Source organism: Azospirillum sp. A23 (assembly GCF_042938965.1).
Classification (GTDB): Bacteria; Pseudomonadota; Alphaproteobacteria; order Azospirillales; family Azospirillaceae; genus Azospirillum; species Azospirillum melinis.
On sequence record NZ_CP170670.1, the window covers coordinates 18,739 to 31,539 of the forward strand.

General features: G+C 62.4%; 12 protein-coding genes. All 12 read left to right on the plus strand.

The annotated features are described in order from the left end of the window. Positions 1–9 precede the first annotated feature (9 nt). From ABNQ40_RS34220 to ABNQ40_RS34275, 12 genes are read left to right on the plus strand one after another with little or no spacing between them, the layout of a single operon-like run. A complete protein-coding gene (locus ABNQ40_RS34220; protein WP_391349502.1) occupies positions 10–339 on the plus strand; it encodes a hypothetical protein in 330 nt (109 codons plus the stop codon). After that, the gene (locus ABNQ40_RS34225; RefSeq protein WP_391349504.1) at positions 332–688 is read left to right on the plus strand and encodes a TrbI F-type domain-containing protein; all 357 of its coding nucleotides are present in this window, start codon (positions 332–334) and stop codon (positions 686–688) included. The genes ABNQ40_RS34220 and ABNQ40_RS34225 overlap by 8 nt, the downstream gene beginning before the upstream one ends. Beyond that, on the plus strand, positions 672–1,139 hold the full coding sequence (locus ABNQ40_RS34230) for a S26 family signal peptidase (protein WP_391349506.1): 468 nt from the start codon (positions 672–674) through the stop codon (positions 1,137–1,139). The genes ABNQ40_RS34225 and ABNQ40_RS34230 overlap by 17 nt, the downstream gene beginning before the upstream one ends. Continuing rightward, a complete protein-coding gene (traW, locus tag ABNQ40_RS34235) occupies positions 1,087–1,710 on the plus strand; it encodes a type-F conjugative transfer system protein TraW (protein ID WP_391349508.1) in 624 nt (207 codons plus the stop codon). The genes ABNQ40_RS34230 and traW overlap by 53 nt, the downstream gene beginning before the upstream one ends. Further along, entirely contained in the window at positions 1,707–2,735 is a 1,029-nt protein-coding gene (traU, locus tag ABNQ40_RS34240; protein WP_391349510.1) for a conjugal transfer pilus assembly protein TraU, read from the plus strand. Before traW ends, traU begins: the two co-directional genes overlap by 4 nt. Next, the gene (gene trbC / locus ABNQ40_RS34245) at positions 2,720–3,490 is read left to right on the plus strand and encodes a type-F conjugative transfer system pilin assembly protein TrbC (RefSeq protein WP_391349512.1); all 771 of its coding nucleotides are present in this window, start codon (positions 2,720–2,722) and stop codon (positions 3,488–3,490) included. The genes traU and trbC overlap by 16 nt, the downstream gene beginning before the upstream one ends. Further along, positions 3,487–4,566, plus strand: coding sequence for a hypothetical protein (locus ABNQ40_RS34250; RefSeq protein WP_391349514.1), 1,080 nt, complete (start codon positions 3,487–3,489; stop codon positions 4,564–4,566). Before trbC ends, ABNQ40_RS34250 begins: the two co-directional genes overlap by 4 nt. Further along, a complete protein-coding gene (locus ABNQ40_RS34255; RefSeq protein ID WP_391349516.1) occupies positions 4,536–5,840 on the plus strand; it encodes a conjugal transfer protein TraN in 1,305 nt (434 codons plus the stop codon). Before ABNQ40_RS34250 ends, ABNQ40_RS34255 begins: the two co-directional genes overlap by 31 nt. After that, the gene (locus tag ABNQ40_RS34260) at positions 5,827–6,624 is read left to right on the plus strand and encodes a conjugal transfer protein TraF (RefSeq protein ID WP_391349518.1); all 798 of its coding nucleotides are present in this window, start codon (positions 5,827–5,829) and stop codon (positions 6,622–6,624) included. The genes ABNQ40_RS34255 and ABNQ40_RS34260 overlap by 14 nt, the downstream gene beginning before the upstream one ends. Next, complete coding sequence (locus tag ABNQ40_RS34265; RefSeq protein WP_391349519.1) at positions 6,614–8,044, plus strand: conjugal transfer protein TraH; 1,431 nt, start codon at positions 6,614–6,616, stop codon at positions 8,042–8,044. The genes ABNQ40_RS34260 and ABNQ40_RS34265 overlap by 11 nt, the downstream gene beginning before the upstream one ends. Before the next feature lie 7 nt (positions 8,045–8,051). Next, positions 8,052–12,470 (plus strand): conjugal transfer protein TraG N-terminal domain-containing protein, encoded by a 4,419-nt coding sequence (locus ABNQ40_RS34270; protein WP_391349521.1) that lies wholly within the window; start codon positions 8,052–8,054, stop codon positions 12,468–12,470. A 48-nt stretch (positions 12,471–12,518) separates the two neighbouring features. Then, positions 12,519–12,731, plus strand: coding sequence for a hypothetical protein (locus ABNQ40_RS34275; protein WP_391349523.1), 213 nt, complete (start codon positions 12,519–12,521; stop codon positions 12,729–12,731). Positions 12,732–12,801: the final 70 nt, after the last annotated feature.

The following is a 12,801-nucleotide window of genomic DNA, read 5'->3' on the forward strand; positions in this document are numbered from 1 at the left end:
GATGACTCCATGAACCTCGCAATCGTGAAGACCAATGTGACCGCCGCCAGCCGCACGCTCTCCGGCATTTTGATCCCGGCGCTTGGTGCCGCCCTGTTCCTGCCCGGCTTCATGCTGTGGGCGTTGCTGGCGCTGCTGCACTTCGACACCGGCGCTCTGTTGGCCCTGTTCGCAAGCCTCCTTCAGCATTGGCAAGCCTTGCCAGCGGATGCACAGGCTGACGCTGCGCTCAGCCTGGAACGGGTGATCATGGTTGGCGTCGCCACCCTGTGGGGTGTCTGGCTCGTCCTCACCAGTTCGCTGTTCGTCGGCCGGAACAAGGATGCCGTCCGTGGGTAGCGCGCTGCTCGGTGAGCTGAAGACGGTCGCGGTGGCGCTCCTTACCGCCCTGGTCGTCGTTCTTGGGCATGCCCACTTCAATCCGCCGCCACCGACGATGGTCAAGGTTGGGCTGAAGGGTTTGGTTGAAGGGTTCGTGCTGGACACTGCGAAGTCTGTGAAGGACGAACACGAAGTGTCTGCCCGTACCGAGGCGTTCATCCAGGGCCTGAACACCGAAGTCAACCGGATCGCTGAGACCTACAACGTCATCGTCGTTCCGAAAGAGGCTGTGATGGCTGGCGCTCCCGACGTGACGGGCTTGATCGAACAAGCGCTTCGTGAGGGGAGCTATGCGCCGCGCCGTTAATGTCGCCGCCGCGGTTGCCCTGCTGATCGCCGGTATTGCCGGGGCACTGTGGAGCCGCAGCCATCAGATCCTCATCAACAAGACGGGGAGCCTGAGAAACTGGGGCTACATAGTCGACGTCGGGCGATTGCCAGAGCGCGGCGAAATGGTGGCATTTATGCCACCATCAAACCCCTATTACTCCGAGACCTTCGTCAAGATCGTGGGTGGGGTGCCGGGGGATGTGGTGGAGCGGGAAGGCCAGACCTATCGCGTGGCTGGCCGCCCGATTGGGGAGGCAAAAGAAACCTCCGCCCGCGGCCTCCCCCTCGCTCCCGGCCCGACGGGGGTTCTCCCCCCCGGCCACTACTTCGTCTACGCGCCCCACAAGGATTCCTATGACTCGCGATACGCGGAAATTGGCTGGGTTCCTGCTGCTGCTGTGCTCGGTGCTGCACGCCCCATTCTCTGACGCGGTGGCCGCGGACCTCGGCGTGCACGGTCAGGTCTTCCCAGTGGCTGAACCGGACATGCTCGAAATGATCATGGCGAAGCTCCGCCAGATGGAGGCAGAGGGCAAAATCACAGAAATGCAGGAAGGCTTGAAGAGCCGAACGGCGGCATACGCTGTTCGTCCGCCGGCTGTCCCTGGAATTGGCACTGCGGTCCAGGCGCGCTCCTGGCTGCACGATCCGGCTGTGGTCCTGAACCGTGATCTGCAGGACCAAGACGGAAACGTGTTCCAGAAGTCAGGGCGGCGGATCAATCCGCTCGACTACATCAACCTGTCCCAGCAAATGCTCTTCATCAACGGCGACGATGAGAAGCAGGTCGCTTGGGCAAAACGCACTGAGAACGCACTGGGCGGCCGAGCCAAGATCATCCTCGTGCGTGGGGCTGTGGCCGATCACAGCCGGCGGGAAGGCAAGCCCTATTACTTCGACCAAGGCGGGAAGCTCACCGAACGCTTCGGGATCCGCAATGTGCCTGCGCTGATCCGGCAGGAAGGCCGCTATCTGCGCATCGAAGAGGTGCCACAATGAAAAAGCTGCTGTGCGCGCTGGGCCTCCTGGCCGTTGTGGTGGTGGCGGCTGTTGGCCTCGGTCGGCAGGCCGTGGCGCAATCCGCCTCCACGTCGGGAACCTGCACCGGACACTTCGTCAATCCGATCAGCGACCTGTGCTGGGATTGCGTGTTTCCGATCACGATTGGCAGCTTCCCTCTACTGCCGTCGAACCGCCCGGACACGCCCAATCCCGCCCTACCGATCTGCATGTGCCCGATGCCGCTTCCGCCATTCATCCGGCTGGGGTTGGCTGTCGGCTACTGGGAACCGGCTCGGCTCGCGGATGTCACCCGCCATCCGTACTGCTTCGTCAATCTCGGTGGTTTCACTCTGGGGAACATCCCGGCGCCGGCGGGGAAAACCGTCTCCAAGGACGGCAACAGCCACGACGCGGCATGGCACATCCACTGGTACATCTACCCGGTGCTGTACTGGCTAGAGATCTTGGTCGACTGGATTTGTCTGGAAGCGACGTCGGTCGATATCGCCTACATCACCGAACTCGATCCGCTGTGGCTGGACGACGAACTGACGTTCCTGATCAACCCGGAAGCGGTTCTCTTCGCCAATCCGATTGCTATTGCTGCCTGTGCGGCTGACTGCGTTGCGGCGTCTGTGGGCATGCCGCTTGATCCGCTGTTCTGGTGCGCGGGCTGCCAAGGCTCCTATTACCCGCTCGACGGCCGTCTCCCCAACCATGTGGGCTCCATCCAATCGAGCCTGCTCGCCGCCGAACGGTTCATCTACAAGCTCCACCGCGAACTCGTTCTGTGGGCCGAAGGTGGCCCGGAGGCGATCTGCGGCAAGTATCCCATGCCGGTGGTCCGCAAATCTCTCTACCGCTCGCAAATCACCAATCCTGTGCCCGGCCCGTGGGGGCTGTTCGGCTGCAACCCGCTGGGCCGGTCCACGGTGCTCTACGAGACCGGCCGTGAGGTCCCGGTGATTGGCGAGGATTTCGGCTTCTTGTTCTGGAGGAAACGGAATTGCTGCAGCTTCTAAGGCCGCTGTGCGCGATGGCCGTGCTGCTGGCCCTGGCGCCGGCCAACGCGGAAGACCTGAACCAGCTTCGCCAACAGGTGCGGCCGGACCTCACCGAGAAGGCCATTGAGGCACAAAAAGGTGAGGCGCAGTCCTTCCTCGATGGCGTCATGGGCAGGGTACAGGGCTCTGGCGCCATGGACGACACCGGGAAGTGGGTGAACAACAACCGCATTCGCCTGGGCGGGGCCGGCGAGCGCGCTACTGGCGGGCCATTGGCTACCGAAAGCGGCGTTGACCTGGGCGAACTGGTGGGCCGTTACGCTGGCCCTATGGACGAAGCTCAGACGGCCGGGCAGGACCTGCACTCGCCGCTCGTGTTCGTCTCGTTCTCGATGCCGGAGGCGGCGCTGAAGGATCTGGCGGAGCAAACGCGCCGGGCCGGCGGCGCGCTGCTCTTCCGCGGCATGGTCAACAACAACATCACCGACACCATGGCCGCCATGGGTCGGATCGTTGGGGAACAGGGCGGAGCGATGCTCGATCCGACCATGTTCCGAATGTTCGATGTGAAGGTCGTGCCGACTGTCGTTGTGCCGGCGGAGCAGGTTCAGCCCTGCTTTGAGCCGCGGTGCCGGTCGGCCGCGCCGGAGCATGATCGGATCGCAGGCAACGTCACGCTTTTCTATGCGCTGGAAACAATCGCGAATGCCGGCGGACCTGGCGCTGCGCGAGCGGCGGAGAACCTGTCCAAGCTCCGGAGTGCTGAGCCATGAACCGGATGGCCCTATGCGTCCTAGCCGCTCTGCTGCTGGCTCTGCCTGCCTCGGCCCAGACGCAGTCTGATGCTCGAAATGACGCAAAGGCGTTTGGCACTCCGCAGCAGGAAAACCTCAAAGGGGTGGCGCGGAATCAGTCGAACCCCGGTGAGGTGCCGAACTATCAGGGCACGAACCTGCCAGAGTCAGCCTACCAGAACGGCATCATGTTCGATGACGCCGTAGAGCGGGCGCATGACACCTCCACTCCGGAAGGCGAGGCGGCAACCCTGCTGAGCGACAGCTTCGCCAATCGCCCGAAGATCGAGGTGAAGCGGTCGGACGCCTGGATGCAGCCCGGCCTCGATGCTGAAGCGAACCCGAAGTCGCTGGTGGACAGCTTCACCGGCCGATACGGGGAGTGCAAAGAGCTTCCCGGTGCGACGCTGCCTGGTGGATCGACATACAAGACGTGCGACGTGTGGAGCGATCTCACGACAAGCACCTGCTACCTCGAACGGCTGGTGTCGGTCGATCAGCATCACCGCTACCGCTGCGACAAGGTGCGAGACAGCTATACCGTCAGCTGCCAGAACCAGCTGCGCGTCTCCTGCGACTGGGTGCAGTCAACAGGGCTTGAAGGAGCACAAGTATCCTCGGGCTGCGGCGGTGTGAGCGCCGGAATTTCCGGAAATGCGATCTGGATTGGGTCAGATAGCACCTACCCAAATATTGGCGCGGCCATGTGTGGCGGCCCCGGAAACTCAGAAGCGTGGTTCAACATCTATATACCAGACGTCAATGTTCTTGAGTCATTGCGCATTGAGAAAGTCAGGTACGGCGCAAGAGACTTTCTTAATGTTTACGTCAACGATCAACACGTCCTTGGTCTTGGTGGATACAACAACACCCTTGCGGGCGACGTGCTCAACGTCTGGGCAGAGGTGAAGCACGTTCTTCGTAGCGGGTGGAACAGTGTTCACCTGACCACGAATGCGGGCGCGAATATTGGATACCTTTACATGGCGGGCTCAACCCGTCGATGCGGGCAGTGGAGAGAAACATGGAACGATGGCTGCGCAGGCTACTACTGACGCTGGGTGTCGTCATGTCTGCACTAACCGCGTTTTCGTTCAGCGCTGACGCAAGTTGCGTCAAGACGTCCGAATGGTGCGCAGAAGGCGGCGGCACGCGGACGATCGACGGCTTTCCTGTCTATAAGGACTGCTGGCGCTACGACGCCACCATGCGCTGTGGCAGCGGCACCTATCTTGATTACTGTGCCCCTCTCCGCAACACCGGGCGCTGCACGGCGGTGAATTCGACCTGCGTCGCCTGGGATCCGGATGGCATCTGCGGCCGGTATCAGGACGAATATGTGTGCGACGTCCAACTCGGCTCCTTGCCGAGCAACGTCGTATTCCTGAACACGACCTACACCATCAGCAACGATTCCATCTCCAACCAGTGCACGTCGCTGGAAGAGAACAGCAGCTGCGAGCTTGCCGGCGAGGTCTGCGTCGAAGGCGGCGGAACGCGCAACATCAACGGGCTCGACGTCTACAAGGATTGCTGGAAGTGGCGCCGTGATTACACATGCCGGGCTGCCTCCACCAAGAACGACTGCGCCAAGAACGAACAGGAAGGATGCACCTTCCTGAACGAAGAGTGCATCGCGACCGACCGAAGCGGCACGTGCCGCACATGGCAGCGCAACTATCGGTGCGGTGAAGCATCCTCCCAAGGCCCCAAACAGGTTGTCTGCGGAGACTCCATCTATTGCATCGACGGCGACTGCGAAAGCATCTCCTACGAGCCGAATAAAGACTTCACCAAGGCCGTGACCTACCTGAATTTGCTCCGAGATATGGGAAAGGACTTCGACCCGAACTCTCTTCGAGTTTTCTCTGGAAAGAACTATTACTGCGGCAAGGGCATCATTGGTTTCTCCAATTGCTGCTCTGATGATGGATGGGGCCTTGATCTTGGAATTGCTCAGTGCAGCGACGACGAAAAGATGCTGGCTGAAAAGCTGAATGCGAAGCTGTGCACTTATGTTGGGACCTATTGCGGCAATAAAATCCTTGGTGTCTGCTTGTCAAAGCGGAAGAGCTATTGCTGCTTCCAATCCCGCCTTGCGCGCATGCTGCAGGAACAAGGCCGCCCCCAAATTCACAAAGAGTGGGGCGATCCGAAATCTCCTAACTGCACCGGGTTCACGCTGGAAGAAATGCAAAGGATCGACTTCAGCCAAGTCGATCTGACGGAGTTCTATCCGCAACTCCTGAAGCAAATCGACGTGCCGGGCGAAGCGAAAATCAAAGACGAATTCACCAGCCGGATCGAGAACTACTATGCGCGTCGGTAAGAACATCCTGATCCTGGCGCTGCTGTGGCTGGTTTCGGCCGGCGCGGCGGCAGCTGAGGACAAGCCGAAATGGTGCGACCTGCAGAAACTCGGGTGGCACTTCTACTGCGATCCTGACAAGGAGGAACCGGCGGCTCAGCCGCCGCCTGCTCCTGCAGCGCAGCCGGCCCCGAAGACGGCCCGTGAACGCGTCGCCGCGATCCGTGAAGAGTTGGAGGAAGCCCGAGCCGAAATGGTGCTGAACCCGCGCGATCCCGCCGCGGTGGCGCGCTACATCGCGCTGCAGCGGCAGACGCTGGATCGGGCGTCGGACGTCAGCGACACATGGCGCCGCGTGATCTGGCAAAGCCCGGATCTTGATTACTCTCTCGAACGGCCGGTCGGCACGATGGCGAAGCGGACCTGGCTGGATCAGCGGCGTGCTGCGGAGGACCGCACCATCCGCGGCCTGAACGAGCGGTATGGGGTCTTCTTCTTCTTCGCCTCGAACTGCGTCTACTGCCACGCCTTCAGTCCGATCATGCGCAACTTTGCCGACAAGTACGGCGTGTCGGTGATGGCCGTGTCGGTCGATGGTGGCACGCTGCCTGAGTGGCCGGAAGCTGTGCGCGATACCGGCCAGATGGCCCGCTTCGGCCTATCGGAAAAGCCCGTCCCGGCCGTCGTCCTCTACGACACCAAAGCCAACCAGCTGATCGAGGTTGGGTACGGCGTCCTGTCTCAACAGGACCTTGAAGAACGGATCTTTGTGCTCACACAGGTGGAGATCGGCCATGACTACTAAGGCTCTCAAGGCGGCTGCGGCCGTGATCGTCGTGGCGATCGGCTCCCTGGCTGTTGCGCCGGCCGATGCTGGCGTGCGGGACCGCATGCGCGAGTTCTTTCAGGACTCCGGCATTCGCGCCAATGTGACCGGCCCCCAAGCCTATCAGGGGCAGGAGTCCGGCTACTACACCGGCGGCAACATCTACGCGCGTGTGCCGTCGAAGAATGCCAACCTCGTCAACATCCAGCTGCCGTCAATGCGGGCAGGATGCGGCGGCATCGACGCGTTCTCAGGCGCCTTCTCCTTCATCAATGCAGCCCAGCTGGTCGCGACGCTGAAGGCCATCGCCAGCAACGCGCCGGCCTTTGCCTTCGAACTGGCTTTGGAAACCATCTCCCCCGTCATCGCTGAGAAGATGGGCGAATTGAACGATCTGATTCAGAAGATCAACCAAGCCAACATCAACAGCTGCGAAACCGCACAGGCGCTGGTCGGTGGCCTCTGGCCGGCGTCCGACCGGGCATCAAAGCTGATCTGTGAAAAGGTCGGCAACAGCCAAGGCATCTTCGCTGACTTCGCTGCATCCCGGCATGGCTGCGCGAATGAGGGGCGGCGCACCTCCACGCTCAACGCCGCCGACAGCAAGGTGAAGGAGCAAATCCCAATCAACAAGAACCTGACCTGGGAGGCCATCAAGAAGAATGACGTGCTGAATGGTGACACCGAGATGCGCGAGCTGATGATGACCATTGCTGGCACGGTGATCCTCACGGGCGGCGGCACCGATGACGCCCCCCAGAACCACCGGCATATCTCGCCGCAGGTCATCAATGCCGAGTTGATCTCGGCCCTGCTGGACGGCGACACCAACGTGATGGTGTATGGCTGCGGCACCGATACCGATAAGTGCCTGAACCCGACCGACGCGCGGACCAAGAGCATCTACATCGCGGCCGACGCGGCGTTCAAACCCCGTGTGCGCGATATCCTGCTCGGGATGGTGGAAGCGATCCGCACCAACAGGAAGCTGACCGCGACCGAGCGGAACTTCCTGAACATGACCAGCCTGCCCGTCTACAAGATGCTGAATGTCTACACGGCCTATCAGGGTCTGAAGGCGGAGGAAGAGCTTCCCAAATACGCGGAAATCATCGCCATCGACTTGGTGTCTCAGTTCATTTCGGAAGGGCTAAAGCAAGTCGAGGAAGGTGGCAATCAGGTCGTAATTGCGCTGGGCAGTAAATTGGACGAGTGGAAGCGCAGCCTCCGGGAAAGCCGCAAGGCGCTTGCCGAACACAAAGCTGAAAGCCTGGATCGCGTGAACCAGACCATCCAGCTGGTGCAACAGACCCAGTTTATCGAATCCCTCCTGGCAAGCCGCCTCACGGGCTCGCTGAGCGCCAGCCTCGGGTGGTCGCGCGCAATGGCTCGGCAGTGAGGTCAACATGTGGGAAATCATCACCTACGGCGGCGGCGTCTACCTTGTTGACCTGTTCAACGGCGTTGCCGCCCTCACCGGCGCCGGCGACTTCGGGGCCGCAATCCGGGTCACCTTGACAGCCTGCTTCGGCATGATCCTGCTGCAGACGGCATTCGGCCAGAAATGGTCGGACAATCTGCGGTGGTTCGCCACGGTCATCGTCATCTACAACGGCCTGCTCGTGCCTCGCGTCACCGTCCTCATCACGGACAGGATCAACCCGACCCTGCCTGGTGCCGCGGTCGCCAACGTCCCCTGGGGGCTGGGGGTGCTCGCCAGCGTGTCGAGCCAAGTGGGTGACCGCTTGGCTCGTAATGTCGAGGTGGCGTTCTCGCTGCCGAATGACATGCGCTACACCCAGAACGGGTTCATCTTCGGATCCAGGCTCCTGCAGTCGTCGCTAAATTTCGAAATCACCAACAGCGAATTTGCGGGCAACGTCCGCGAATTCATGAACCAGTGCGTCTTTTATGACCTTCTCTTGGGGCACCTTAGCCTCGAAGAGATGAAGCAATCGCGTGATCTATGGACTTACCTGACTGTGACGAACACGCCGTCACAGGCCCGATCCTTCGAAATGCGCACAGCCGGCACCCCCTCAATCGTCGGCTGCGATATCGGCGGCGTGGCGTTGAGCAACCAGTGGACTGGGGAGGTCGACCGCGCTGCCACGATTTTCGGCGTGAAGCTGTTCCCGGACCGTTCTTCCGCCCAGGCGAAGGCGTTGCTGCTGTCCTCCCTCCCCGTCGCCCATGATTTCCTCGTCGGCGCGTCGCGCTCTGCGGCAGATATCATGAAGCAGTCAATGGTGCTGAACGCCGTGCACAGTGCGCTGCAGTCCTCTACGGCTGCGACCGGCAACAGCGCTGCACTGGACGTCTACGCCCAAACCCGGGCAGAGAGACAGACAGAGATGGGTTACCGCGCTGTCGGCCGGCAGGCCGAACAGTGGGTGCCTCTGCTCAAGATCGTTCTGGAAGCGCTGTTCTATGGTGTCTTCCCCATCGTGGTCCTGCTGTTCTTCATTCCCAAGGCTGGGCTGGGCACTCTGAAGAACTATTTCGGCGTCTTCGTTTGGCTGCAAAGCTGGCCGATCCTCTATGCGATTCTCAATCGCCTCATGACGGGCTATGCGGGCCTCGGCGTAAGCGCGCAGGCCGCGCTCCCGGCCGGGGGCTCCGGCATCTCCATGGTGACCGCCGCTGGCATTGATTCCGTACAGGGTGATGTGGCGGTCCTGGCCGGATATCTCTCAATGTCGATCCCGTTCCTGGCGTTCGCCATTGCCAAGGGAGCAACGAGCGTGGCGGGCATGGCCACCTCCATGCTGGCTGTACCGCAGGGCGCTGCGCAACAGGCCGCCGGCGAAGCAAGCACGGGCAATCTGAGCCTCGGCAATACGAACGTGGGCAACCACGCTTTCAATACGATGCGCGCCAATCAGGTGATGAGCAGCGCCATGTACGATCAGGGGGCGACGACATACCGAACCGCCGAAGGCAGCACGTATACCGTCACCTCTGGCGGGCGAACGGTGCTCGATACGGCCGCCGGCGAGTCCAAGCTGCCGGTGGACATCAACCTGACCAGTGGTTTGGAGCGCGCCTATCGCGAACAGGGATCGCAGGCGCAGACCCTGGGCGAGCGGGAAAACGAGCGCGCCGCCTTCAGCCGGGCAAACACCTTCGGAAAAGTCAGCGAACTCGCCAATCTCAACTCAAACGGGCAGGCGTTCGACAAAAACCGCAGCGTCCACCAAAGCCGTGGGGAGAATGAGGCGTTCAACCGCATCCGTAGTTCCGGAGAGGATTTTGCCAAGGCAAACGGTCTGTCAGTGGAAGAGGCGACGGCTTTGCTTTCCGCCGCATCGTCCGGTATCGGCTTCGAGGCTTTCGGAACGAAATTTGGTGTGAGCGTGCAAGGCTCCGCCTCCAATAGCACAGCAAACAAGGCTCTATGGGACAAAGCGAAGAAGTACGCGGAAGCGAAGGATCTGCGTACATCATTCGAGAGTGCCACGAACTATGTGAAGAATTCCGACGAGCGCGACTACTCCCAACAAGGGCGTGAGCTGCGGGAAAGTGTGCGACAGGGCTACGAGGAAACCTCAACCTTCGAGCGCTCGTCCGAGAGCTACTTCGAGAGGGCAAGGCGGTTTGAAGTATCCGCGGAAGAGGTGGAGCGTGAGTCCGGCTCGATCAACCGCAGCCTTCAGCAGCCCTTTTTCGAATGGCTGCAGAAGCAGCAACGCAATGGTGGCGTCATGGGCGTCAACGGGGCCAGAAACCTGCTGGAATCGACCCACCCAATGGATCGCGATGAAGTGCAGAGCTATGCACGGCGCTTTCTCGAAATGGAGGCCACCCCCTCCCTCAACCGTCTTTCGACCGCACGCAGCATGGCAGGCGGCGCTGCAGAGGCACGTGGCCTGACGACCGGCAACGCGCAATCGGCTCCCACTGTCCTGGGCGCAGATCGCGCGCCAGCTGGGTCTACCGGCATGTCGGATAGGATTTCTCAGTCTGCGGCAGTGCCACCTCTAGCTCTGCCTCGGCAGGCTGGCAGCACACCGGACAAGATGTTGCCGCATGATCCAAGCAACGCGCTCACGCTGCCCCAGAGGGCGCCAGAACGGTTGGAACGCGCGCTGCCACCTGAAAAGCCGCACCGTGATGGCTCTCGCCCCGAGATGTCCAATTTCGATCAAAAATTTGATCGGATTGGAGGGGAAATCAGAAAGGGTCGGCAGGAAATCAACAATGACGCGGTTGTGAAGCCAGACGTCGAGGTGCAGTCTGACCGACGTCCGACCGCTGAAGCCGCGAACGCAGCTAAGGAAACTGCTGGGAAGGTCCTCGGCACGCCCGGTAGCGGAGCCTTCCTGCAAGTTGGCAATTTCACGCCTGGGAACGTCATCAACACAGACCCTCCGCCTAAGCCGCCTAGAACTGCAAAAGCGCCTTCTAAGGTCCCCCAAGGCGGAGCCGCGCCGAAGGCCGCAGAGGGCGGCGGGGGCGATCATCAATCTGCCATGGAAGGCGGCGGTGGTCCCGATCTTCCCACCATCTCGCGCGGTCGCCATGCCGATGCCCTGCCGCCCGCCCGCGGGCTAGTCGGCGCCGCACCGGCAATGGTCGAGGGCGGCGGCACTGCCGATCACCCCGTCACCTCGCGCGGTCGCCATGCCGATGCCCTGCCGCCCGCCGCTGAGCCGGCCAGCACCGCACCGGCAATGGTCGAGGGCGGCGGCGCTGCCGATCACCTCCTCACCTCGCGCGGCCGCCATGCCGATGCCTTGCCGCCCGCCGGCGGGCCAGTCGGCGCCGCACCGGCAGTGGTCGAGAGCGGCGGCACTGCCGATCACCCCGTCACCTCGCGCGGTCGCCATGCCGATGCCCTGCCGCCCGCTGCTGAGCCGGCCAGCACCGCACCGGCAGTGGTCGAAGGCGGCGGCGCTGCCGATCGCCCCGTTACCTCGCGCGGTCGCCATGCCGATGCCTTGCCGCCCCCCGGCGGACCAGTCGGCGCCGCACCGGCAGTGGTCGAGGGCGACGGCGCTGCCGATCACCCCGTCACCTCGCGCGGTCGCCATGCCGATGCCTTGCCGCCCGCCGGCGGACCAGTCGGCGCCGCACCGGCAGTGGTCGAGGGCGACGGCGCTGCCGATCACCCCGTCACCTCGCGCGGCCGCCATGCCGATGCCTTGCCGCCCGCCGGCGGACCAGTCGGCGCCGCACCGGCAGTGGTCGAGGGCGGCGGCCATGCCGATCTCCCCGTCACCTCGCGCGGCCGCCATGCCGATGCCTTGCCGCCCCCCGGCGGACCAGTCGGCGCCGCACCGGCAATGGTCGAAGGCCGCGGCCATGCCGATCTCCCCGTTACCTCGCGCGGCCGCCATGCCGATGCCTTGCCGCCCCCCGGCGGACCAGTCGGCGCCGCACCGGCAATGGTCGAAGGCGGCGGCCATGCCGATCTCCCCGTCACCTCGCGCGGCCGCCATGCCGATGCCCTGCCGCCCGCCGGCGGGCCGGCCAGCACCGCACCGGCAATGGTCGAAGGCGGCGGCGCTGCCGATCACCCCGTCACCTCGCACGGTCGCCATGCCGATGCCCTGCCGCCCGCCGCTGAGCCGGCCAGCACCGCACCGGCAGTGGTCGAAGGCGGCGGCGCCAATCAACCCGCCTCGCCAACACACCCGGAACCGATGCCTTCAACAGCATCGCGGGAGCCGACAGCTTCGGCCGAAGCACAAGGCACCAGTGAGCCCGACAAGCTGCTGGCCGACATTGTGTCAGATAAGGCAAAAGCGCAGCCTCGGCTTCCGGAACTGGCAATCCCGCTCTCAAGGACTGGGCTCCCTGGTGGAGCGCAGAAGAAGGAGTAGAACCACGACACACCACATGGTAGAATATAAGGCAGAGAGGTGACTATCATGCTGATAGAGCTTGCCGCTTTCGTGATTTTTGTGGTGTTCGCCTTCAATGTCGCAAGGTGGGCTTATCGTGGCACGGTTTCCGGCGTTTGGTCGAAGCCCATCAAGACGGCTCACAATGCCAGCGAAAGTTGGCTCACGGTGACACCCGAAAACCAGTACATCCGCAAAACAGCGATGTATATCCCGCATCGGGATGATCGCCGCCTTTGATGGCGACGCCTCCCTCGTAGTCGGATTAAAGGCCGCGCCCTGTTGGCAGCGGCCTTTTCCTTTTACAAAA

Coding starts and splice junctions, on each gene's coding strand:
- ABNQ40_RS34260 (WP_391349518.1), top strand. CDS start 5,827: ATGCGCGTCGGTAAGAACATCCTGATCCTGGCGCTGCTGTGGCTGGTT.
- traU (WP_391349510.1), top strand. CDS start 1,707: ATGAAAAAGCTGCTGTGCGCGCTGGGCCTCCTGGCCGTTGTGGTGGTG.
- ABNQ40_RS34265 (WP_391349519.1), top strand. CDS start 6,614: ATGACTACTAAGGCTCTCAAGGCGGCTGCGGCCGTGATCGTCGTGGCG.
- ABNQ40_RS34275 (WP_391349523.1), top strand. CDS start 12,519: ATGCTGATAGAGCTTGCCGCTTTCGTGATTTTTGTGGTGTTCGCCTTC.
- ABNQ40_RS34230 (WP_391349506.1), top strand. CDS start 672: ATGCGCCGCGCCGTTAATGTCGCCGCCGCGGTTGCCCTGCTGATCGCC.
- ABNQ40_RS34250 (WP_391349514.1), top strand. CDS start 3,487: ATGAACCGGATGGCCCTATGCGTCCTAGCCGCTCTGCTGCTGGCTCTG.
- ABNQ40_RS34270 (WP_391349521.1), top strand. CDS start 8,052: ATGTGGGAAATCATCACCTACGGCGGCGGCGTCTACCTTGTTGACCTG.
- ABNQ40_RS34255 (WP_391349516.1), top strand. CDS start 4,536: ATGGAACGATGGCTGCGCAGGCTACTACTGACGCTGGGTGTCGTCATG.
- ABNQ40_RS34220 (WP_391349502.1), top strand. CDS start 10: ATGAACCTCGCAATCGTGAAGACCAATGTGACCGCCGCCAGCCGCACG.